Source organism: Giesbergeria giesbergeri (assembly GCF_054779375.1).
The window spans coordinates 74,034-95,069 of the sequence record NZ_BAAGYJ010000002.1; the positions used below are offsets into that span (position 1 = coordinate 74,034).

Annotated in this window: 17 protein-coding genes; 9 read left to right on the top strand and 8 right to left on the bottom strand. The window is 56.5% G+C overall.

The features are described 5' to 3' along the window. Positions 1-3: 3 nt before the first annotated feature. From ACYVB2_RS04485 to gloB, 6 genes are all read right to left on the bottom strand, one after another. A complete protein-coding gene (locus tag ACYVB2_RS04485) occupies positions 4-2,166 on the bottom strand; it encodes a hybrid sensor histidine kinase/response regulator (protein ID WP_382431090.1) in 2,163 nt (720 codons plus the stop codon). Between the two features lie 2 nt (positions 2,167-2,168). Next, complete coding sequence (locus ACYVB2_RS04490) at positions 2,169-3,632, bottom strand: CheR family methyltransferase (RefSeq protein WP_382431088.1); 1,464 nt, start codon at positions 3,630-3,632, stop codon at positions 2,169-2,171. Beyond that, a complete protein-coding gene (gene cheB, locus ACYVB2_RS04495; RefSeq protein WP_382431086.1) occupies positions 3,629-4,693 on the bottom strand; it encodes a chemotaxis-specific protein-glutamate methyltransferase CheB in 1,065 nt (354 codons plus the stop codon). The genes ACYVB2_RS04490 and cheB overlap by 4 nt, the downstream gene beginning before the upstream one ends. 4 nt (positions 4,694-4,697) lie before the next feature. Beyond that, positions 4,698-6,494, bottom strand: coding sequence for a methyl-accepting chemotaxis protein (locus ACYVB2_RS04500; protein WP_382431084.1), 1,797 nt, complete (start codon positions 6,492-6,494; stop codon positions 4,698-4,700). 88 nt (positions 6,495-6,582) lie between these two features. Beyond that, complete coding sequence (locus ACYVB2_RS04505) at positions 6,583-8,184, bottom strand: transglycosylase SLT domain-containing protein (RefSeq protein ID WP_382431083.1); 1,602 nt, start codon at positions 8,182-8,184, stop codon at positions 6,583-6,585. Next, positions 8,184-8,963, bottom strand: coding sequence for a hydroxyacylglutathione hydrolase (gene gloB / locus ACYVB2_RS04510; RefSeq protein WP_382431081.1), 780 nt, complete (start codon positions 8,961-8,963; stop codon positions 8,184-8,186). The genes ACYVB2_RS04505 and gloB overlap by 1 nt, the downstream gene beginning before the upstream one ends. On the opposite strand from gloB, the gene ACYVB2_RS04515 reads away from it, so the two are divergent. The 4 genes from ACYVB2_RS04515 to ACYVB2_RS04530 all read left to right on the top strand — a co-directional run bounded on the left by ACYVB2_RS04515 (position 8,962) and on the right by ACYVB2_RS04530 (position 14,543). Further along, on the top strand, positions 8,962-9,732 hold the full coding sequence (locus ACYVB2_RS04515; RefSeq protein WP_382431079.1) for a class I SAM-dependent methyltransferase: 771 nt from the start codon (positions 8,962-8,964) through the stop codon (positions 9,730-9,732). The genes gloB and ACYVB2_RS04515 overlap by 2 nt on opposite strands. Before the next feature lie 6 nt (positions 9,733-9,738). Further along, a complete protein-coding gene (gene rnhA, locus ACYVB2_RS04520; RefSeq protein ID WP_382431077.1) occupies positions 9,739-10,191 on the top strand; it encodes a ribonuclease HI in 453 nt (150 codons plus the stop codon). Between the two features lie 129 nt (positions 10,192-10,320). Further along, positions 10,321-11,448 carry an efflux RND transporter periplasmic adaptor subunit gene (locus ACYVB2_RS04525; RefSeq protein ID WP_382431075.1) on the top strand — a complete coding sequence of 376 codons (1,128 nt, stop codon included), beginning with the start codon at positions 10,321-10,323 and terminating at the stop codon, positions 11,446-11,448. Positions 11,449-11,456: 8 nt separating this feature from the next. Further along, on the top strand, positions 11,457-14,543 hold the full coding sequence (locus ACYVB2_RS04530) for an efflux RND transporter permease subunit (RefSeq protein WP_382431073.1): 3,087 nt from the start codon (positions 11,457-11,459) through the stop codon (positions 14,541-14,543). 105 nt (positions 14,544-14,648) lie between these two features. Here the strand turns inward: ACYVB2_RS04530 and ACYVB2_RS04535 are convergent, their stop codons facing one another. Then, entirely contained in the window at positions 14,649-14,954 is a 306-nt protein-coding gene (locus ACYVB2_RS04535) for a c-type cytochrome (RefSeq protein WP_382431071.1), read from the bottom strand. Positions 14,955-15,063: 109 nt separating this feature from the next. Between ACYVB2_RS04535 and ACYVB2_RS04540 the strand changes: the two genes are divergently transcribed. The 5 genes from ACYVB2_RS04540 to ACYVB2_RS04560 all read left to right on the top strand — a co-directional run bounded on the left by ACYVB2_RS04540 (position 15,064) and on the right by ACYVB2_RS04560 (position 20,581). Further along, complete coding sequence (locus ACYVB2_RS04540) at positions 15,064-15,306, top strand: TIGR04438 family Trp-rich protein (RefSeq protein ID WP_382431258.1); 243 nt, start codon at positions 15,064-15,066, stop codon at positions 15,304-15,306. Positions 15,307-15,391: 85 nt separating this feature from the next. Continuing rightward, positions 15,392-17,251 (top strand): dihydroxy-acid dehydratase, encoded by a 1,860-nt coding sequence (gene ilvD, locus ACYVB2_RS04545; protein WP_460535482.1) that lies wholly within the window; start codon positions 15,392-15,394, stop codon positions 17,249-17,251. Between the two features lie 152 nt (positions 17,252-17,403). After that, complete coding sequence (locus ACYVB2_RS04550) at positions 17,404-18,159, top strand: alpha/beta hydrolase (RefSeq protein WP_382431067.1); 756 nt, start codon at positions 17,404-17,406, stop codon at positions 18,157-18,159. A gap of 36 nt (positions 18,160-18,195) precedes the next feature. Beyond that, positions 18,196-19,014: a prolipoprotein diacylglyceryl transferase gene (lgt, locus tag ACYVB2_RS04555; protein WP_382431065.1), complete on the top strand. Its 819-nt coding sequence runs from the start codon at positions 18,196-18,198 to the stop codon at positions 19,012-19,014. Positions 19,015-19,111: 97 nt separating this feature from the next. Continuing rightward, the gene (locus ACYVB2_RS04560) at positions 19,112-20,581 is read left to right on the top strand and encodes a malonyl-CoA decarboxylase (protein WP_382431063.1); all 1,470 of its coding nucleotides are present in this window, start codon (positions 19,112-19,114) and stop codon (positions 20,579-20,581) included. Between the two features lie 5 nt (positions 20,582-20,586). On the opposite strand, the gene ACYVB2_RS04565 is transcribed toward ACYVB2_RS04560, so the two are convergent. Then, positions 20,587-21,030 (bottom strand): universal stress protein, encoded by a 444-nt coding sequence (locus tag ACYVB2_RS04565; RefSeq protein WP_382431061.1) that lies wholly within the window; start codon positions 21,028-21,030, stop codon positions 20,587-20,589. Between the last annotated feature and the right edge of the window lie 6 nt (positions 21,031-21,036).

Genomic DNA, 21,036 nt, shown 5'->3' on the forward strand with positions numbered 1-21,036 from the left:
CCTTCAGCCGAGCAGGGCTTTCAGTGTATCCACCAGATTGCTGCGATCAAAATCGCCTTTAACGATATAAGCGTCGGCCCCAACCTGGACACCCCGTCGCTTGTCTTCGTCCTTTTCGCGTGAGGTGATGATGATGATGGGCCGCGTTTGGTATTTTGCTTCTTGGCGCAGGCGTGCTGTCAGGGTAAAGCCGTCCATGTTTGGCATTTCTACATCGGTGAGCACAGCATCAAAGTCGTAGGCTAAAGCTTTGTTCAGGCCATCCAGGCCGTCTTCGGCCAGGGTGACTTGGTAACCGTAAGCTTGCAACACATCGCGCTCGATCTCACGGGTATTGAGCGAATCATCAACCACCAGCACATGGTAGGTATTGTCGCTGTCGTGGTGGTGGGCTTGTACACGCACGGACTCGCCTCGGGCTTGGCGTGCTGCATCTAGCAGGGCGGGTGCATGTAGCACACTGGCTAGTTCGTTGCGTCCGGTGAGCACCATGCCCGAGAGCATGGGGAGGTGTTGCAAATGGCTGGGCAGAGGCTTGATGACCATATCATGCTCGTCCAGCAGTTCGTCCACACACAGGGCCAGTGCCTCGTGGTCTACGCGCAGCACCAGCAACAGCATGCGCTCGTCAGTGGTGCTGCGTGGTGGTGAGGCGGGGCGTTGTTGTGTTGGAATCGCCAGTAGTTCTGCCAAGTGCACCACAGGCACAAACTCGTTGCGCAAAATCACGGCCTGGCGCCCGGTCACCGTCATCAAGGCATCGCTAGGTAGCCGCAACAGTTCTGCGACATATTGGGCATTGATGGCCAGTGGCAAGCCCTGGACTTGTACCAACAAGATACGCATCATTGCCAGCGATAGGGGCAGGCGCAGCGAGAAGGTGGTGCCCACACCGGCTTGGGTTTCTACGCTGATGCTGCCATGCAGCTCATCGAGAACACATTGCTTGACCACATCCATGCCTACGCCACGCCCAGACAGATCGGTAATGATGTCGTTGGTGGACAGACCGGGCAGAAAAATAAGATCAATCAGGCCACGTTCGCCCAAGGCCGTTGCTTTTTCTGCGGTGATCAACCCTTTCTTGATGGCTTTGTCTCGCACCTGTTCTAGTGGAATGCCGCCGCCATCATCGGTGATGGCAATGACCACCCAGTTGCCATCTTGGTGGGCACTGAGCGTCAGTCGGCCCACAGCGGGTTTGCCTGCGGTTGTGCGAACTTCGGGCCGTTCAATGCCGTGGTCAATAGCGTTGCGGATCAGGTGGAGGATAGGGTCGGCCAGCCGGTCTGTCATTTGCCGGTCTAGCTCAATTTCCGACCCACGTACGATGCAATCGATCTGCTTGCCTACAGAGCGGCCCAGGTCGCGTACCAAATGGGCGGCTGGCTCAAAGACGATGGCCAATGGCAGCATGCGCATGGCCAGTGCTTTGTCGTGCAATTCGTTCATGAGCATGGCCTGCGCCTGAACGTCGTCTTTGAGCGTTTGGGCCACGCTGCGGAGTTGTTGGGCCAGTCTGACATCGGTTTGGCTGGCTGCACGTTGCAAGTGCACCAGATCCATCTGGTGCTGTTGCAGTTGGACGTGGCTAGAGACCACCTCGCCCATCAGTTTGATCAGTTCATCGAGTTTGGCAAGCCGCACACGCACGGTGTCACTGGCGATGAGCCGGGGTTCGGCCGTAGTGGTGGCTGCTGTTGGTGTGGTGGTCAGCGGGGCAGGGGCAGGCGTGGCTTGTTCGGCATGGGGGGGCGCTGGCGCTGTGGCAGGGTTGGCATTGCTGGCTTGGCGCAGTGCTGCCACTATCTTGGCATCCACTGCTGGCAGGCTTTGGGGATCACCGCTGCTGGCCAGCTGATCAACCAGTGTGGCCAATTGGTCGACCGCTTGTTGTAGTAACTGGCCCAGTGCGGGGGTATAAACCAAGCTGGTATCGCGCAGCTTGCCCAGTACTTCCTCCACCTCAAAAGCAGTGTCGGTGATAGGCACCAGCTTGAGCATCCGTGCCGAGCCCTTGATGGTGTGGGCCGAGCGAAACAGCGCGTTGATGGTGTCGTTGCCTCCGCCATGCCCAAGTTGGACGATGCCCTCCCCCAGTTGGCGCACATGGTCGCGGGCTTCTTCGATAAAACGACCAATGAACTTACGGATGTCCAGAGCCATGTTTATCTCCGTTCCCCAACCAGCGTCGCCAGATGGCGTTCACAGAGTTTGCGGATTTCGCTACTGGGCAGGGCCAGTGGTATGTGGCCGATACCGTGGTTGGTGCTGGGGTCGTCCAGCAATTGCAGCACGGCACGGTAGGCGCGGCGCGCCAGTTGCACATCACCCCGCTGGCGGTACAGGTCAGCCAGATAATAGTGGGCCGGCCAACAGGCATGGTGTGCGTAAGCAGCTTGTTTGAACCAGCGGATGGCCTCATCCATTTGTTGCTGATTGCGGGCGATTTGGCCTAGCAAAAAGCTGGCATCAATCGACCAGTGGTCTTGTGCCAGCACTTGTTGGGCCAGGGCGGTGGCATCTGAGAACTGACGTCGCTCCAGCAGCACCAATGCCTTGAGCAGCAACAAAGCCGGATTCTGGGGGGCTGTGGCTATGGCAGTGTCGAGCTGTGGCAAGGCCTGATCGTAATGCTGTCCGGCCACCAAGCGGCGCAGGGCTTGGCTATCGGGGGCGGGGGGGGTGTAGGGTTTCTGTGCTGGCGTGGTTGGGGTGCTGGCGGTTGGGGCTCGTGCTGGCGGTTTGGGCGTCAGAAGGGAGGATGTTGCTGCCAAGGGGGAGGGCGTACGGGGCGCGGGCGCACTCGGCAGTGGTGGTGTTTTGTCCTTAGAGAAATAAAAGGTGCCTTCTTCTTCTACCAGCTGAAAAACCTGTAGGTCGTTGGCAAGGGTCTCGGCAATGCCAGTGAACAGCAGGCCATCGGGCTTGAGCATTTCAGCCAAATGCTGCTGGATGCGTCGGCGGGTGGCGGTATCAAAATAGATGGAGACGTTGCGAAACAGAATGACGTGAAAGTCTGTGAGGGTCAGGGGCCGTTCTGGCTGCACCAAATTCAGCAATCGAAACGTCACGCGTTGGCGTATCTCTGCTGCCAAGGTATAACCAGCGGCTGATTTTTGGAAATAGCGTTGCCGGATTTCGGGGGCCACACCACGGAAAGAGAAGTCGGAAAAAACACCTTGCCGGGCTTTTTCGACCATGGCGCTGTCAATATCAGCCGCGTGGATAGAAAACATTTCCGCGGCGATAGGGCCGTATTTTTCTTGTAGGGCGATGGCCAAGGAGTAGGGTTCTTCACCAGACGAGCAGCCAGCACTGAGAATACGGATGGGGTAGGCAGCGTGCCGGGCCACTAGGCGCGGCACCACTCGGTCAACCACAAAACGCAACTGTTCGGGTTCACGAAAGAAGTAGGTTTCGTTGATGGTCAGTAGGTTGACCAGTTCTTGAAACTCACCGTGGTTGAAGCCTAAGTGCAAAAAATAAGCATCTGCCCGCAGCCGCAGGGATTGGGTGCGTGCCAAGATGGCTTGGCGCAACTTATAGTCGTCCCCCTCGCTTGCAAAGCCCAGCCCACAACGCTCATGAATGAGCACCTTGAACGGTGCCAGATCAACCAGTGGACTCATGTGGATTTACCAGCGAGCTTTTGCATGGAGTCGGCAATCGCGGTGACGGGCAAGACCTGCTGCACAGCGCCTGACTCAATGGCCACACGGTTCATACCAAAAATCACAGAACTGGCTTCATCTTGGGCCAAGGTAACCCCCCCTCGCTGGCGAATCCGGGCTATGCCTTTGGCGCCATCAGAGCTCATCCCCGATAGGATAATGCCCACAGCCTGTGCCCCACAGACTTCTGCAACCGAGTGGAGCAGGCAGTCGCAGTTGGGGTGGAAGATATCCCCCGGCATCTGCTCTTCCAGAATCAGGTGTTGCTGTCGGTTGATGCACAGATTGCGCTCTGGTGGTGCAATGTAGATGTGTCCAGCCTGTAGGGGCACTGTTTGGTTGACCAGATGCACAGGCATAGGACACAGGCTGCTCAACCAATCCACCATACCTTGGGCAAAACCCAGGGCCACATGCTGTGCCACAACCACCGGACAAGGAAAATGGGCTGGCAGGGAAGGCAAAATAGCGGCCAATGCTTGGGGGCCACCTGTGGAGGCGGCAATCGCAAAAACACGGTGAAACGGCTGTTTGTGCAGATCGGTGGTTCCGCGGGCCTCCAAGGGGGGTTGGGTGGTGCTGGAAGGTCGGAGCATAGACCAGTGGCGCATGACACGGGTTTTAGCCAGCACACGAATGCGCCGGGCCAGTTCGGCCCCTGAACTGGCGTTGAACAGGGGTTTCATGACCACATCCAGCGCCCCACCTTGGATGCAGTCAAATGCATTTTTGGCATCAGCTACGCTGCTCAGCACCAAAATGGGCAGAGGGCACACAGCCATGATTTCGCGGATGGCCTGTGGGCCAGGCATGATCGGCATGATGATGTCCAGCGTCAGAACATCGGGTCGCAGGCGCCGAACCTGATCAAGTGCTTCGCGGCCATTGGCCGCCTCACCCACCACATCAATATCGTCTTCTTCCTGTAGCAAAGCCCTGAGCAACTCGCGCGTCAAGGTGCTGTCATCGGCAATCACTACCCGTATTTTGGCTGGCATGGCCTTTACTGCCTGTGGCATGTGCTTATGCGCGCTGGTTTGCCAGGGCTGATTCTGGGTGTGGATCGTGCTCAAAATTGGCCACAGCTTCATTGAGCGAAGCGGCCAATCCCGACAAGTGCTGGCTGACCTTGGAAATACTTTGGATGGAATCGGAGGTATTGCCACTGGCTTGCATGATTTCACGCAAGGCCGTCAAAATTTGACTGTTGGCGGTTTTTTGCTGCTGGGTGGACAGAGAAATCTGCAAGGCCGCCTCGTTGGTGCGGCTGGTGGCGGTGACCATGGCTTCGAGGCGTTGGGTGGCGGTGCCCGTGGCCTGTATGCCCTCTGCAATGCTGGCCACCCCCTTTTCGGAAGTCAACACCAGGCGTTCAATCGAGTCTTGGATGGCATTGATTTCTTCGGCAATTTCTTGTGTTGAAGAGGTTACGCTATCGGCCAAACGGCGAATCTCACTGGCTACCACAGAAAACCGCCGTCCGGCATCACCAGCACTGGAGGCTTCTAAGGCCGCATTGAAGGCAATCAGGCGGGTTTGGCCGGCAATGTCGTTAATGATTTCCATCACTTTGCCAATTTGCTTGGATTTAACCCCCAGCGCAATGATTTCTTCGGTGCCATGTTCGCTTTGGGCGCGTATGCCTGCCATGCGTGATTGCACCTCTTCAATGGCTTGCAGGCAGTCGCGGCTGTTGTGCCAACCCTGTTCTGCCAAATCGACGACCGATTTGGCATGTTCGGCAATTTGTGATGAAGTTACCGACATCTCTTCCATGGTGGCGGTGATTTCGCTCACGGAAGCCGACATCTGTGAAGAGGAGGCCGCCTGTTGCATGATGGAAGCCTTGATGTCTTGGGTGCCACGGTGGACAGCGCCAGAGGCCGATTTGACATCGGCCAACGCCAAGCCCAGCTTGTGCTGCATGGTTTTGAGATGTCCCAGCAAGCTGTTGCTACGGACACGTTTGTTCAGTGTCAGCTCGCGCATATCGCCATTGGCCACCCGCTGCACGGCCTCTGTGGCCGTGGCAGGCTCACCACCCAACACTTTGAGCAGGTGCTGGTAGGCTAAGCGCAAGCCCAATGCCACCCCAAAAAAATTGAACAAAATGGTGGCCCAAACTTGATTGCGGGCGGTTTCACGGTCTTGTGCTGCTGTTTGCACGGTATTTTGCGTGCGCAGCTCCATCATGGCAAAAAACTCGTCAATGGGCTGCATGATCTTGGCTTTTTCGGCATGGTAGTTGGCATCGTGCATCAGCCGTTGTGCCAACTCCAGGTCGGGGCGACCATGCCGGGTAAAGCCTCCTTTGCCATCATCAAATTGGCCCTTAACGGCGTTGATGGCAATGGTTTCTAGGCGTACCAAGGTGTCAGATTTTTCTACGGCTTCATCCAGCTTGGCAAATTCGACCTCTGTAAATCCAGCCTCTTTCATCAATTGGCGCAAAGAAGCCTTTTGGCCTGCTGGGCGTGGCTGGGTTTGTCCTGCTGCCACCAAATCCCAATAAATGCGGTGATAGGCTTCTGGCATCGGTTTGTTGCCATTGCGAATAGCCAGCACATCCCAGTATTGCTTCTCAAATTGCGGATCTCCTGTGACCGCATAGGTTCTGGCCAATCGGGTCAAGTCATCTGAACTTTGGCGCAGCATATCGGCCAGCAGGTATGAGTGGTGCAGATTGCCATCCACTTCAATCACACGGTCTGCGGCTGCAGACAGACGGGCCAAGGCAGCAAAGGTGAGCAACACCAAAAGCAGCGACAAGGCTGTCAGCCAAAGAAAAACGGAGTGCAGACTGAACTTGAACTGTCGCATGGATATTCCTTGAAAGGCACAAAACCGACCCACCCCACATATTTGCAGGGCTGCCGGTTACCTGTGGGGCGGGGCTTGGCCCCAAGGCTCAGTGGCGGCGTACTTTGGCAGGGGGGTCAGCCTGTGCCACTTTGCGCGCAGGCTCTTTCTTTTTGGCGCTGGAGGCCGCTGTGACCGTGCGCTCCTTGCCGCCCACGGCTTTTTTGTTGCCTGCCTTGGAGGCAACTGCTGTAGTGGAGGTCGTTTTCTTACCAGAGTCTCGGGCTGCAACCTGTGCCTTGAGTGACACAGGTACAAACAGCACCACTTCTTGTCCTGGTTTGAAGGCTGCCTTGAGCTTGACGTCGTTCCAGTCAGCCACGTTGGCTGGACTCACACGGTAGCGTTGTGCCAGTGTGAGCACCGTGTCACGTTTTTTGGCCCGTACAACCGTGCGCCGTGTGACGATTTCTGGAGTTAACGCAATCTGACCGTTGTCTGCTACATGTTCGGTAACATCTTCGCGCGTGGTGGTAGAGCGTGGCACCATCAGCGCAGAACCCGCTTTGATGAGCATCCGCGGCGGGATATTGTTGAGTGCGCGCAACTCGCTTTCAGGCATACCGGCGCGTTGTGCAGCTTCGGTGACGCTCATGGTGCTAGGCACTGTCCAGACCGTCCAACTGGCGTATTGGCCTTGGTTGTGCGCTTCTAGGTTGCGCTCAAACACTTTGGCGTTGTCCCAAGGCAGCAAAATTTGCGGCGTGCCTGCCGCCAGAATGACCGGCTTGTTAAAAGAGGGGTTGAGTGCCCGAAAGTCTGCCTCACGCACACCAGCCAAGCGAGCCACCAGTGCCACATCAATGTCGCGGGTGATGTCTACAGTTTGGAAGTATGGGTGGTTTTCAATCAGTGGCAGTTCGGTTTTGAAGGCATCGGGGTTGGCAACGATGTTTTTCACTGCTTGCAGTTTGGGCACATACATCCGCGTCTCAGCGGGCATGTTCAGGTCGGTGTAGCGTGTGCCCAGCCCTGCCTTTTGGTTTTTGGCAATGGCACGCCCTACGCTGCCCTCTCCCCAGTTGTAGGCCGCCAGTGCCAAGTGCCAGTCGCCAAACATACCATGCAGCTTTTGCAGATAGTCCAACGCTGCGCGGGTGGAGGCCAATACATCGCGTCGGTCGTCGCGAAAAACGTTTTGCTTCAAGTCAAAATAAGTGCCAGTGGCGGGCATGAATTGCCACATGCCTGCAGCCTTGGCACTGGAGACAGCCTGTGGGTTGAAGGCACTTTCGATATAAGGCAACAGGGCCAACTCAGTGGGCATGCCTCGGCGCTCCAGTTCCTCAACGATATGGAACAGGTATTTGCTGGAGCGTTCGGTCATGCGCTGCATGTATTCTGGACGATGGGCATACCACTGCTCGCGGTCTTGCACCAACTCATGTTCCAGATCGGGCATGGCAAAACCCCGTCGGATGCGATCCCACAAATCAGCAGGGGTGAACAGCGGCGCCACCTTACCATTACCCGCTTTGGCCGGAGTGATGGGTTGCAAGGTCTTGTCGGCGCCTAATGCACTATAGCGTGGGGATTCCCAGGCATTATCGGTAGTGTTTACGGCAGCAGTAGGGCCAGTGCTGAGGGTGGTGGTGGCACAGCCCGAGAGCAGCAGGGCACCTGCCAGACAGGTCAGAGACAGGAGTTGCATCAGAAATTGTTCTTCCATTCCCGCAAGGTGGCTAACACGGCCACTGCATCATCGGGGTTAAGACAAGAAGAGGGTGCTTGGGTTTGCGCCGCTGCGGCTACAGCGGGTATGCGCGCTCGCAGAAAAGGATTGATCTGCCGCTCCAGACCAATGTGCGATGGCAGGGTAGGCAGTTGCTGTGCTCGCAGAGCCTCACAATGCTGTTCGTATTGTGCCAAGGCTGTGTTGTCGGGCTCTACAGCACGGGCAAACCGAAGATTGGACAGTGTGTATTCGTGCGCACAGCAGACGCGGGTGTCTGGGGGCAGCGCCGCCAGGGTGTCCAGCGAGGTCAACATTTGTGCGGGGGTACCCTCAAAAAGGCGCCCACAACCGCCAGAAAATAGAGTGTCACCACAAAAAAGCAATGGTGCCTGTGTAGGCACCGCAGCATAGTAAGCAACGTGGCCCGCCGTGTGACCGGGCACATCCAGCACATCAAAGGACAGGCCCAGCGCGTGTACCTGCTCCCCACCATGCACTGGCACAGTGCCTGTTGGCATGCTCTCTCGGGCAGGGCCACGGACAATGGCCCCAGTGGCCGCGTGAAGAGCCGAAACACCCCCCACATGATCGGAATGGTGGTGCGTGACTAGAATCGCCTGTAGTTGTAACCCGAACTTCTCCAGTGCTTGCAGCACTGGCGCAGCATCGCCGGGGTCAATTACAAGCGCCTGGCCTGCATCGTGCAGCATCCAGATATAGTTATCGGAGAAGGCGGGCAGTGGTAGCAGATTCATGAGTACCGAAATTATAGATTTGCACCATTGGTTCGATTCTCCGCCGGGACACTACCTGTTGCAATGGGAGCAGGGCTGTTTTGATGCGGCAGTGGCTGATATTTTTGGTTACCATGCTTTACAAATGGGCATGCCCTTGTTGCAAGGGCTGCGCTCTAGTCGCATTCCCCACTGCTGGCGAGCGGCGGGCGCAACGTTCGTGGCTGGCCCTGGGGCTGGCCCTGCCCCAGATCTGCTGCTACACACGGGGGCGCTGCCATTTGCCGATAACAGCCTCGATTTGGTGTTGTTGCCACATACATTGGAGTTGAGTGCTGACCCCCATGCTACCTTGCGAGAAGTGGCGCGGGTCTTGTTGCCCGAGGGGCGGGTGGTGATCAGTGGCATTAACCCAATCAGTTTGTGGGGGCTGCACCAGCGGCGATTTCTTCAGCGTTGGGGTGGGCCGTGGTATTTGCCGGAGGACTGTGAGTTCATCACGCCTTGGCGTTTGCGCGATTGGTTGCGTCTGTTGAGTTTTGAGGTGGGCCAAGCCCAGTTTGGTTGCTATCGCCCTGCATTGCGCACAGCGGGTTGGCTGCGCCGCTTTGCTTGGTTAGATCGATTGGGCCCCCATGCCTGGCCCATACTGGGTGCTGGCTATTTTGTCGTGGCTATCAAGCGTGTGCATGGTATGCGGCTGTTGGAGCCAGCATGGCGCCAGCGCCCGCCACGGGCAGCGCAGGCTGTGTCGGCGCTGAGCCGTACCAGCGATGAACAACATGGATAGGAAACAATGAACGAGGTTCAGATTTATACCGATGGAGCCTGCAAGGGCAACCCCGGCCCTGGGGGGTGGGGCGTGCTCCTGCGTTCTGGCAGTGTGGAGAAAGAGTTGTTTGGTGGCGAGTTGGACACTACCAATAACCGTATGGAGTTGTTGGCCGTCATTGAGGCACTGTCGGCACTCAAGCGGCCTTGTTCAGTAGCGTTGTACCTAGACAGCCAATACGTGCGCAAAGGTATTACTGAGTGGATTCATGGCTGGAAAGCCAAGGGCTGGAGAACCGCCAACAAGCAACCCGTCAAAAATCTCGAGCTTTGGCAACGTCTGGATGCTTTGGTGCAAGGAGGGGGACACCGCATCGCTTGGCACTGGGTGAAAGGCCATTCGGGTGATCCGGGCAATGAACGTGCCGATGGGTTGGCTAACCGGGGCGTTGAGCAGGCGCTGGGATGTAAGCCATAGGCTGTTTACAGGTAAAGCTGGCGTAAAAAGCCCCGTTTTGGGGGTGCTTGTTTATGTGAAGTGGTTGCTTGGCGAGAATGCGCTGCTACAGTGCTGCCCTCCCTTGCCCGACCAGTTCTTGCCCTTTTCATGGCCACCAGAGCACTCTATCTTGTTGTTGCCGCAATTGGCATTGCTGGCTCCGGTTTTGCTGCCTGGTGGTGGCAAAAACCTGTATCGTCTCCTGCCGTGGTGCCTGTGGTGGAGGCTGGCCGAGCGCAGACAGGTGCGGCCAAACCGGTAAGTGTTGAGGTGGCTGTGGTGCGCACGGTCACACTGCGCGATGAGGTGCAGGCTGTGGGGAGTTTGCGTTCTCGGCGCAGTGTCGTGTTGCGTCCAGAAGTGAGCGGACGCATCATGGCATTGCATTTTCGTGATGGGGCACTGGTGCGCCAAGGGCAGCTGTTGGCCCAGTTAGACGATCAATTGCCCAAGGCCCAAGTGCAGCAGGCACAAGCAGAACGCTCTATCGCCCAAGCCAACCATCAGCGCAATCAGGAACTGGTGGCCCAAGGCTTCATCAGCCAACGGTCATTGGAGGAGAGTGCGGCCAATCTGGAAGTGGCCCAAGCCAAATTGGCTTTGGCCCAAGCCACGGCTGCTCGGCTGCGCATGGTCGCACCTTTCGATGGTGTGGCTGGTATTGGCAATGTCCATGTGGGCGACTACCTGAAAGACGGTACGGATATTGTCAATATCGAGGACATTGACGGTTTGTTGGTGGATTTCCGTTTGCCTGAACGCTATCAGCGTCAGATTCAACGTGGGCAGACCGTCCGCATCACATTGGATGCCTTACCGGGTGCTCAATACACGGCGATGGTGCAAGCACTCGACCCACAAATTGATGCCAACGGTCGCTCGCTGCTGGTGCGAGCCAGCTTGGACAATCGCAATGGCCCTTTGCGCCCTGGTATGTTTGCACGCATCAGCGTAGAGCTGGGATTGCGCTCTGATGCCCGCATGGTGCCCGAGGAAGCGATTGTGCCGCAGGGCAATGCCGCAATCGTTTGGAAGTTTGAACCTGCTACCGATGCTCGGTCGGGGCAAGTGCGCCGTACGACGGTGCAGTTAGGGTTGCGCCGTGATGGTTGGGTGGAAGTCATCCAAGGCTTAGAGTCTGGCGACAGCGTGGTCACGGCAGGTCAACAACGTTTGCAGAAAGATGGTGCCAAGGTGCAGCTGTTTGTGCCTGCAGCTGTGGGCCAACCGGGCTAAAACCAGCCATGCAACTTGCCGAAATTTCTATCCGCCGCCCAGTGCTGGCCACGGTGCTGTCGCTGTTGGTATTGCTGATCGGTGCCGTGAGCTTTACGCGCTTATCGGTGCGTGAATATCCCAAAATTGACGAGCCCGTGGTCACGGTCAGCGTCTCCTATGCAGGGGCATCCGCCGAAGTGGTCGAGTCGCAGGTGACCAAACCACTGGAAGACTCGATTGCGGGCATTGACGCTGTAGATGTCATCACATCCATCAGCCGGGCCGAACGCAGCCAAATCTCGGTGCGTTTCCGGCTCGAAAAAGATGCCGACAATGCTGCCGCCGAAGTGCGTGATCGCACGGCACGGGTGCGCAGTCGCCTGCCTGCGGACGTGGATGAACCTGTCATTGCCAAGGTCGAGGCAGATGCCTTTCCGGTGATGTGGTTGGCGTTTAGCAGTGACACACGTACGCCACTAGAGATCAATGACTTGCTCAACCGCATCGTCAAACCGCGGTTGCAAACTGTGACGGGCGTGGCCGATGTGCCTATTTATGGCGAGCGGCGCTATGCCATGCGTGTTTGGTTAGACCCGCAGCGTCTGGCCGGTTATAGCCTCACGCCACAGGATGTAGAAGACGCTATCCGCCGCAACAACCTAGAGCTGCCTGCTGGGCGCATTGAGTCGCAGCAACGTGAGTTCAGCGTGACATCACAGACCAATTTGGTACAGCCTGCACAGTTTGCCGAGATCGTGGTGCGTACTGTGAATGGATTTCCAGTGCGTTTGCGCGATGTGGCCAAGGTTGAAGAAGGCCCGGCCAGTGATCGCAGCAAAGTACGGCTCAATGGCCGAGAGGCCATCTCAGTGGGCATCATCCGCCAAGCCACAGCCAACCCTTTGGAACTGTCGGCAGGGGTGCGAGCGATGTTGCCAACCTTGCAAGACGACTTGCCGGCCGATGTCAAAGTGGAAGTGGCCAATGACAATTCCATCTTTATCGATCGCTCAGTGAAAAGCGTTTACCAGACCATTGCGGAAGCTGTGGTGTTGGTGGCGCTCGTGATTTTTGTTTTTCTGCGCACGTTGCGCGCGTCCATCATTCCCATCATTACGATTCCGGTGAGCTTGGTAGGCACGTTTGCGCTGATGCAATGGGCCGGGTTTTCGATCAATACCTTGACGCTGTTGGCACTGGTACTTGCGATTGGTTTGGTGGTGGACGATGCCATCGTCATGCTAGAAAACATCTACCGCCATATTGAAGAGGGCATGGAACCCTTTGCGGCAGCGATTCGGGGGGCGCACGAAATTGGCTTTGCGATTGTGGCCATGACCCTGACTCTGGTTGCGGTGTATGCCCCGCTGGCATTTACGCCGGGGCGCACTGGGCGTTTGTTTGTCGAGTTTGCGCTGGCGTTGGCAGGTGCGGTGCTCGTGTCAGGTTTTGTGGCCTTAACACTCTCGCCCATGATGTGCTCACTCTTGCTCAAGCACAACCCACAGCCGCACTGGTTTGATCGGACGATGGAACGCTGCCTGACTGCGCTGTCGCAAGCGTATGCACGGCTGCTGCGTTGGCTGTTGACGGCCCGTTATCGGGGGGCAGGCGCCATTGGCGCTGCCTGTGTCCAAGCCCGGTGGTTGGTGTTGGCGCTGATGGCTGCCAGCGCCCTGACTTTGTGGTGGGTGTATCCACAGATGAAGCAAGAGCTGTCGCCCCTAGAGGATCGGGGCACGATTGTTGCCAACATCACTGCACCCGATGGTGCCACACTAGACTACACCAACCGCTACGCCTTGGAGCTGGAGCAAATAGGCCGTAACTATCCAGAGTTTGACCGTATCTTTGCCAACATTGGCAATCCCACGGTCTCGCAGGGGAGTGTGGTTTATCGCACAGTAGATTGGGAGCAGCGCAGCCGCAGCACGCTCGATATTGCCCGACAGTTACAGCCGCGCCTTGCAAGCTTGCCAGGGGTGAGTGCTTTTCCCATCACACCGCCTTCTTTGGGGCAGGGCTTTCGCTCTAGGCCATTGCACTATGTTATCCAGACTTCAGACAGCTACGAAAATCTCAGTGCTGTGGCTGAACAGGTGCTAGCTGAAATGGCCAAAAACCCCGGCATCCTATCGCCCGACGTAGATTTGCGCCTGAACAAGCCAGAACTGCGCATTGACGTCAATCGGGAGCGGGCTGCTGATCTGGGCGTGAATGTGGATGTGGTGGCCAAGGCCATTGAAACCATGTTGGGTGGGCGTACCGTGACACGGTACAAGCGCGATGCGGAGCAATACGATGTGATTGTGCAAACCCAACCCAGTGGCCGCACTACCCCCGAAGACATCGATGGCATTTATGTGCGCGGCCAAAAAGAAGCCATGGTTCCGCTGTCGGCCTTGGTGACGGTGCGCGAGAGTGTGAGCCCACGCGAACTCAACCACTTTGGTCAACGCCGTTCAGCCACTATCACGGCCAATTTGGCACCCGACTATGCATTGGGCGAGGCGCTGGCCTTCATGGACGCCACCGCAGCGCGGGTGCTTAAACCCGGCTACACCACTGATTTGAATGGCACCTCACGCGAGTTCAAAAACTCACAAGGGGCACTGGGCTTGGTGTTTGTGCTGGCGCTGGTGTTCATTTTTCTGGTGTTGGCAGCGCAATTTGAGAGCTTTATCGACCCTCTTGTCATCATGGTGTCGGTGCCGTTGTCGGTGGTCGGTGCCCTGCTGGCTTTGCGTTGGAGTGGTGGCTCACTCAACGTGTATTCGCAAATTGGGTTGATCACCTTGGTGGGCTTGATCACCAAACATGGCATCTTGATCGTTGAATTTACCAACCAATTGCGCCAACAGGGGCTTGAGATGGTAGATGCGTTGGTGCAGGCCTCGGCGCAACGCTTGCGCCCGATTTTGATGACCACTGGGGCTATGGTCTTAGGCGCAGTGCCCTTGGCACTTGCCAGCGGGGCGGGGGCCGAAACCCGCACGCAGATTGGTTGGGTGATTGTGGGCGGTATGGGCTTGGGAACAGTGTTGACGGTCTTTGTCGTTCCCACCATGTATGCTTTGTTAGCCCGCTCTACAGTGCCTGGAGCGCGGCACTAGGGCGGTGTGTCCCTTTGGCAATGCAATAAAAATCCGACCACAACACCACCCATGATGGCACCGTGATCGGACGGTAGAAGTGGGCGTTGCAAGACGCCTGAGCATTTATTTTTGGGTCAGCACCCAAGCCACCAGCTTCTTGGCTTCGGCATCATTGACTTGTGGATTGGGCGGCATGGCCACAGGGCCCCAAGTGCCAGAACCACCCTTGATGACCTTGGCAGCCAGTTTGTCTACGGCTGTTTTGTCGCCCTTGTATTTGGCGGCAACGTCCTTGTAGGAGGGGCCAACCAGCTTTTTGTCGACGGCATGGCAAGCCATGCAGTTCTTGGCAGTAGCCAATGCCTGATCGGCCATGGCGGGCACAGCTGCACACAATGTCAGGGCAAGAAGAGTCAGAGAGCGTTTCATGGTGGGCTTTCTTCGGGTTGAGTTACATTGTTTTGCGCTGATTGTAGTGATTTGGTTTGGGGGTTGTACCGGTAAAGTGGCCCTTTTTGGCTCAGTAAAGGATTTCGCCATGTACCTATTGATGTTGGGAATCGTGTTGGCTTTGTTGAAGTATCTTGAGATCGGGCCTGTCGCGCAGTGGTCTTGGTGGTGGGTGTTGTCGCCTTTTGGCCTCACCCTGTTGTGGTGGGGCTGGGCCGATTCCACCGGCTACACCAAGCGCAAGGCTATGGAAAAAATGGATCAACGCAAAAAAGATCGTTTGGACAAACAGAAAGAAAATTTGGGGATGCGTCCCAACAAGCCGCGTTGACAGTGTTCCAGAACAGGTTGATGGGGCTGGGACATAATCAGACAGCATCTCAGGATGGATGCGTCAACTCCATAGAAAAATTCCCATGCCTGTTTACCGCTCCAAAACTTCCACTGCTGGCCGCAACATGGCTGGTGCCCGCTCGCTGTGGCGGGCCACTGGCATGAAAGATGCCGACTTCCAGAAACCCATCATTGCGGTGGTCAACTCATTCACCCAGTTTGTGCCAGGCCATGTGCATCTCAAAGACTTGGGCCAGTTGGTAGCGCGTGAGATTGAGGCTGCTGGTGGTGTAGCCAAAGAGTTCAACACCATTGCAGTGGACGATGGCATTGCGATGGGCCATGACGGCATGTTGTACTCCTTGCCCAGCCGCGACATCATTGCCGATTCGGTTGAGTACATGGTCAACGCCCATTGCGCTGATGCGATGGTGTGTATCTCTAATTGCGACAAAATTACCCCCGGTATGTTGATGGCCGCCATGCGCCTGAACATCCCAGTGGTTTTTGTTTCGGGTGGCCCCATGGAAGCGGGCAAGGTGCAATTGAGCAAGCCCGGCAGCAAAACCATCGAAATCAAAAAGCTCGATTTGATTGATGCCATGGTCATGGCCGCCGATGACAAGGTGTCGGATGCCGATGTGGCTGAAGTAGAGCGTTCGGCTTGCCCCACCTGCGGTTCTTGCTCGGGCATGTTTACTGCCAACTCCATGAACTGCCTGACCGAGGCGCTGGGTTTGTCCTTGCCCGGCAACGGAACGGTGGTGGCTACCCATGCCGACCGAGAGCAGCTGTTCAAACGTGCAGGGCATCTGATTGTCGAGTTAGCCAAGCGTCATTACGAAGGCAACGAAGCAAACCTGTTGCCACGCGCCATCGGCTTTAAGGCTTTTGAAAATGCCATCACGCTGGACATTGCGATGGGAGGCTCTACCAACACCATCTTGCACCTCTTGGCGATTGCCCAAGAAGCCGAGATTGCCTTCACCATGAAGGACATTGATCGCCTGTCTTTGCAAGTGCCACAACTGTGCAAAGTAGCTCCCAACACTAACAAATACCACATTGAAGACGTGCACCGTGCCGGTGGCATCATGGCTATTTTGGGTGAACTGGCCCGCGCCGGTAAGCTGCACACCGATGTGCCCACCGTCCACAGCCCCACTTTGGGCGATGCCCTCAAGCAGTGGGACATTTTGCAAACCACTGACGAGGCCGTGAAAACCTTTTACATGGCTGGCCCCGGTGGCGTGCCCACGCAAGTGGCCTTCAGCCAGTCGGTGCGCTGGCCTAGTTTAGATACCGACCGAGCCGAAGGCTGCATCCGCTCTTACGACCATGCCTTCAGCAAAGAAGGTGGGTTGGCGGTGCTGCATGGCAACATTGCCTTGGATGGCTGTGTCGTCAAGACCGCGGGCGTAGACGACGAGCTGTTGGTATTTGAAGGCCCCGTCCATGTCACCGAAAGCCAAGACGAAGCAGTGGCGAATATATTGGGCGATAAGGTCAAGGCCGGTGATGTGGTGGTGGTGCGTTACGAAGGCCCGAAAGGCGGCCCTGGTATGCAAGAGATGCTCTACCCCACCAGCTATATCAAATCCAAAGGCTTGGGCAAAGCCTGTGCTTTGCTCACCGATGGGCGCTTCTCTGGCGGTACGTCGGGTTTGTCGATTGGTCATTGCTCGCCCGAGGCAGCAGCGGGTGGCGCGATTGGCTTGGTGCGCACTGGCGATCGCATCCGCATCGACATTCCCAATCGCCGCATTGATGTGCTGCTGAGTGACGAAGAGTTGGCCCAACGCCGCGCTGAGCAAGAAGCCAAGGGCTGGAAGCCCGCACAACCGCGCCCGCGCAAAGTGTCTGCTGCGCTCAAAGCTTATGCCAAGCTCGTGACTTCCGCCGACAAGGGTGCAGTACGCGACGTTTCGTTGCTGGATGATTAAAACGGACTAACCAGGCTGCATGGGCATGGGGGACTCTGCCCCTCATGCCCTTGGGGGTCTGGTCTCCAGCTCCAGAGAAAATGCAGAAAAAACAAACCACAAAATACGGCATTGCCCTGCTGGTTACAGGCTATCTTTTGGTGTGTGCATACATGTATGCACAGCAAGGCCGGCTGATGTACCACCCCGAACAACATGCCGTAGCACCACTGCAACAAGTTGTGTCTGGCCTTCCTGCGGGTTCTGGGGTTGATGTGCAGCGCCATGCCATTGTGGTAGAGCCAAACCTGCAACCCAGCAAGGGTACCGTCATTTTTTTCCACGGTAATTCTGGCAATGCGTGGAAGTATCTTGCATACCACCAGCAATTCAATGCGATGGGGTATCGCATGGTGTTGGCAGAATATCCGGGGTTTGGTTGGCGCAGTGGGCAACCCAATGAGCAACAGATAGTGAACGAAGGTGTGGCGCTTTATGAGCATTGGCGCCGCTCCACCCCCCAAGATCAGCCAGTGATGTTGGTGGGAAAATCCTTAGGCACTGGTGTTGCCACACAGGTCGCGGCTCGGGCCAGTATGCCGCCCAGCAAGGTGGTGTTGCTCACACCGTTTACCAGTATCACAGAAGTGGCTTCCCAAAAATACTGGATGTTGCCAGTGGCATGGCTGCTCAAAGACCATTTTGCGTCAGATCAACACCTGCATCGCTACACCGGGCCAGTCAGTATTTTGGTCGCTGGTCAAGATGAAGTGATTGGTTCAGCCACAGGGTTGAAGTTGTTGGCACAAGCCAAAAGCCGTGGCCCGGCAGATCTGATGATGAAAACTGAAGCCAATCACAATAGCTGGATGCCTCGCCTCACGGCGACAGAGTGGCAGCAACTCCTGCATTGGGGTATGTCCTCCTGATGAAGCCGGGTGCAGCGTTTGGGCACAATGGCCCCCATGCTGATTTACCCACATATCAACCCGGTAGCCCTGCAATTGGGCCCAGTAGCCATTCATTGGTATGGCCTGACCTATCTGGCCGCCTTTGGCCTGTTTCTGTTCCTGGGCAGTTTGCGTTTGCGCCATGCACCGTTTGTCCATCTCTCTGGGGCTGGGGCTTGGTCACGCAAAGATGTAGAGGACATCCTGTTTTTGGGGGTGGTGGGCGTTATTTTGGGCGGGCGGTTGGGCTATTGCTTGTTCTACAAGCCTGGCTATTACGCTGCCCATCCCCTAGAAATTTTTGCCATTTGGCAAGGTGGCATGAGTTTCCACGGGGGCATGTTGGGCGTGATTGCATCCATGATCTGGTTTGCCCGTTCACGCCAGCGTCCTTGGCTCCAAGTGGCAGATTTTGTGGCGCCTTGTGTGCCTACAGGGCTGGCTGCTGGGCGGGTTGGTAATTTCATCAATGGAGAGTTGTGGGGCCGTTTTTCTCATCCCGATCTGCCTTGGGGTATGGTTTTTGCCCACAGTGGTTCGCTACAGCCTCGCCATCCTTCCCAGATTTATCAATTCTTGTTGGAGGGCTTGCTGCTGTTTGTGTTGTTGTGGTTGTATGCACGGCACAAGCGCCAGCAGGGACAGGTGGCAGCAGCCTTTTTGCTGGGTTATGGTTTGTTACGTTTTGTCGCCGAATTCTTCCGGGAGCCTGACAGCTTTCTGGGATTATTGCCTTTGGGTCTGAGCATGGGGCAATGGTTGTGCTTGCCGATGGTACTGGGCGGTGCTGGCCTGTGGTGGTGGGCGCAGGGGCGTGCAGATCGCAATCGATAAGCAAAAACGGCTTAGAGCTGCGCACCGTCTTGTATTCTGTCGGGATCAGCAGCCCGTTGGCTGTCAATGAGCCGCTTTTTTCAGAGGAGATGCATCCATGACCAACGCCACTAACTGGATTGCGCGCAGTGTCTCACGCTTGCGTTCTGCAGCAACGGCCGATGCTTCAGGCGATAGTGGCACTGTGGCCCCTGCTCCCCGTAAGTCTGGTGTCCAGCGCACCACCCACGAGCGGTTGCAAGCTACGTTGCGGCGCGGTCATGAGGCTCTCTCTCCCAGAGCGTTGCGCAAGCTGCTCGCAGACTTGCAGGCTGCGGCAGCAGTGCAGGTCAGTGAAGTGGAGGGTGCCCGCCATGCACAGGCGGTGGCTGTATGGTATGCCCAAGCCCAACCCGAAGAACGCCAAGACGTTTGGTGGTTGTTGTGTGAACAGTTTGCTTCCGACCCTGTGCGTGTGCAAGCTGCGCGCCAGGGCTACGAAGTTGCAGTGGGCACTGAAGACGAAGCACAGGCTGAAATTGCGCTGCGCCGTGCGCTGGTATCGCCCCGAATTCGCTTGTTGCAACGTTTTGCGGTGTTTCCGGGGGGGATGCGTTTTCTTGTCGATCTACGGGCAGAGTTGTTGCCAAGACTCAAGGCTGACAAGCGGTTGTTGGCATTAGATGCTGATCTGGAGCAACTTTTTTCCACTTGGTTTGATGTGGCCTTCTTGGAGTTGCGCCGTTTGTCTTGGGATTCGCCCGCATCGCTACTGGAAAAACTAATCCAGTATGAGGCTGTCCACGACATCCGTAGCTGGGGAGATTTGAAAAACAGGCTAGATAGCGATCGTCGCTGCTATGGCTTCTTTCACCCCAATTTGCCCAATGAGCCATTGATTTTTGTCGAAGTAGCCTTGGTAGAGAGCCTTTCCAACTCCATCACCCCCTTGCTGGATGAGGCCGCAGCTCCAGCAGATATCAGTCGGGCCAGCACAGCTATTTTCTACTCCATCAGCAACACCCAAACAGGGCTGCGGGGGGTCAGTTTTGGGGACTCTTTGATCAAGCATGTGGTAGAGACTTTGTCTGCCGAATTTCCTCGGCTGCGCACTTTTGCCACACTGTCGCCCATTCCAGGGTTTCGATCTTGGTTGAACAAGCAGGCCAGTGCCAGATGGGAGTCCTTGACAGAAAAGCGCCGTGCAGAATTGTCCAAGGCTGTGGGTGTGGTTGCACCGCAAACGCTAGAGGTCACGCATCTGCTCGCTGCGCTGGACAAACCCTTAGAACTTGACGCCAAATCAGCACTAGGGCAATGGTTATTGCACTGCGCAGCCCACTATTTGGCGTGCGAGCTGCAAGCGGGCAAACCACTGGATCCGGTTGCGCGTTTCCATTTGGGCAATGGTGCCCGTGTTGAGCGCCTGAATTGGGCCGGAGACCCTTCTGCCAAAGGCATCAAGCAATCGTATGGTTTGATGGTCAACTACCTCTACGATCTCAAGCGCATTGACAAACACCGCGCCCAGCTAGCGCAGGGGCGGGTGGCAGTCTCGCGGGAAATTGAGGGTCTGTGCCGAGGCTGATGGGCTTAGCGCAACACCAGCACAGGAATATGCGAATGGGTCAGTACATGCTGTGTTTCGCTGCCCAACAGCATGCGCTGTATACCCTTGCGACCGTGTGAGGCCATCACAATCAGGTCGCATTCGTGTTTTTTTGCAGCAGCAATGATGGCTTCTGCCACCAAGTCTGATTTGGCAATCACCGACTGGACAGTGACGCCCTGTGCCTCACCATCGGCCTTGATTTTATTGACCAAGGCATGTGCTGCCTCGTCCCACTGTTTTTCAATACGCTCGATATCCTGTGCATCCACAGGCAAGCCCCCCTCGAAGTAGCTGCGCGGGTAACGTGGCACTACCTTCAGGGCAATGACACTGGCCCCCGCCAGAGCAGCCAAGGACAGGCCGCTTTGCACTGCTTTGTCAGACAGCTCTGAGCCGTCGGTCGCAATCAGAATATGTTGGTACATGGTTCA

Coding starts and splice junctions, on each gene's coding strand:
- ACYVB2_RS04485 (WP_382431090.1), bottom strand. CDS start 2,166: ATGGCTCTGGACATCCGTAAGTTCATTGGTCGTTTTATCGAAGAAGCC.
- lgt (WP_382431065.1), top strand. CDS start 18,196: ATGCTGATTTACCCACATATCAACCCGGTAGCCCTGCAATTGGGCCCA.
- ACYVB2_RS04525 (WP_382431075.1), top strand. CDS start 10,321: ATGGCCACCAGAGCACTCTATCTTGTTGTTGCCGCAATTGGCATTGCT.
- ACYVB2_RS04500 (WP_382431084.1), bottom strand. CDS start 6,494: ATGCGACAGTTCAAGTTCAGTCTGCACTCCGTTTTTCTTTGGCTGACA.
- ilvD (WP_460535482.1), top strand. CDS start 15,392: ATGCCTGTTTACCGCTCCAAAACTTCCACTGCTGGCCGCAACATGGCT.
- ACYVB2_RS04550 (WP_382431067.1), top strand. CDS start 17,404: ATGTATGCACAGCAAGGCCGGCTGATGTACCACCCCGAACAACATGCC.
- ACYVB2_RS04540 (WP_382431258.1), top strand. CDS start 15,064: ATGTACCTATTGATGTTGGGAATCGTGTTGGCTTTGTTGAAGTATCTT.
- gloB (WP_382431081.1), bottom strand. CDS start 8,963: ATGAATCTGCTACCACTGCCCGCCTTCTCCGATAACTATATCTGGATG.
- ACYVB2_RS04515 (WP_382431079.1), top strand. CDS start 8,962: ATGAGTACCGAAATTATAGATTTGCACCATTGGTTCGATTCTCCGCCG.
- cheB (WP_382431086.1), bottom strand. CDS start 4,693: ATGCCACAGGCAGTAAAGGCCATGCCAGCCAAAATACGGGTAGTGATT.
- ACYVB2_RS04505 (WP_382431083.1), bottom strand. CDS start 8,184: ATGCAACTCCTGTCTCTGACCTGTCTGGCAGGTGCCCTGCTGCTCTCG.
- ACYVB2_RS04535 (WP_382431071.1), bottom strand. CDS start 14,954: ATGAAACGCTCTCTGACTCTTCTTGCCCTGACATTGTGTGCAGCTGTG.
- ACYVB2_RS04490 (WP_382431088.1), bottom strand. CDS start 3,632: ATGAGTCCACTGGTTGATCTGGCACCGTTCAAGGTGCTCATTCATGAG.
- ACYVB2_RS04565 (WP_382431061.1), bottom strand. CDS start 21,030: ATGTACCAACATATTCTGATTGCGACCGACGGCTCAGAGCTGTCTGAC.
- ACYVB2_RS04530 (WP_382431073.1), top strand. CDS start 11,457: ATGCAACTTGCCGAAATTTCTATCCGCCGCCCAGTGCTGGCCACGGTG.
- ACYVB2_RS04560 (WP_382431063.1), top strand. CDS start 19,112: ATGACCAACGCCACTAACTGGATTGCGCGCAGTGTCTCACGCTTGCGT.
- rnhA (WP_382431077.1), top strand. CDS start 9,739: ATGAACGAGGTTCAGATTTATACCGATGGAGCCTGCAAGGGCAACCCC.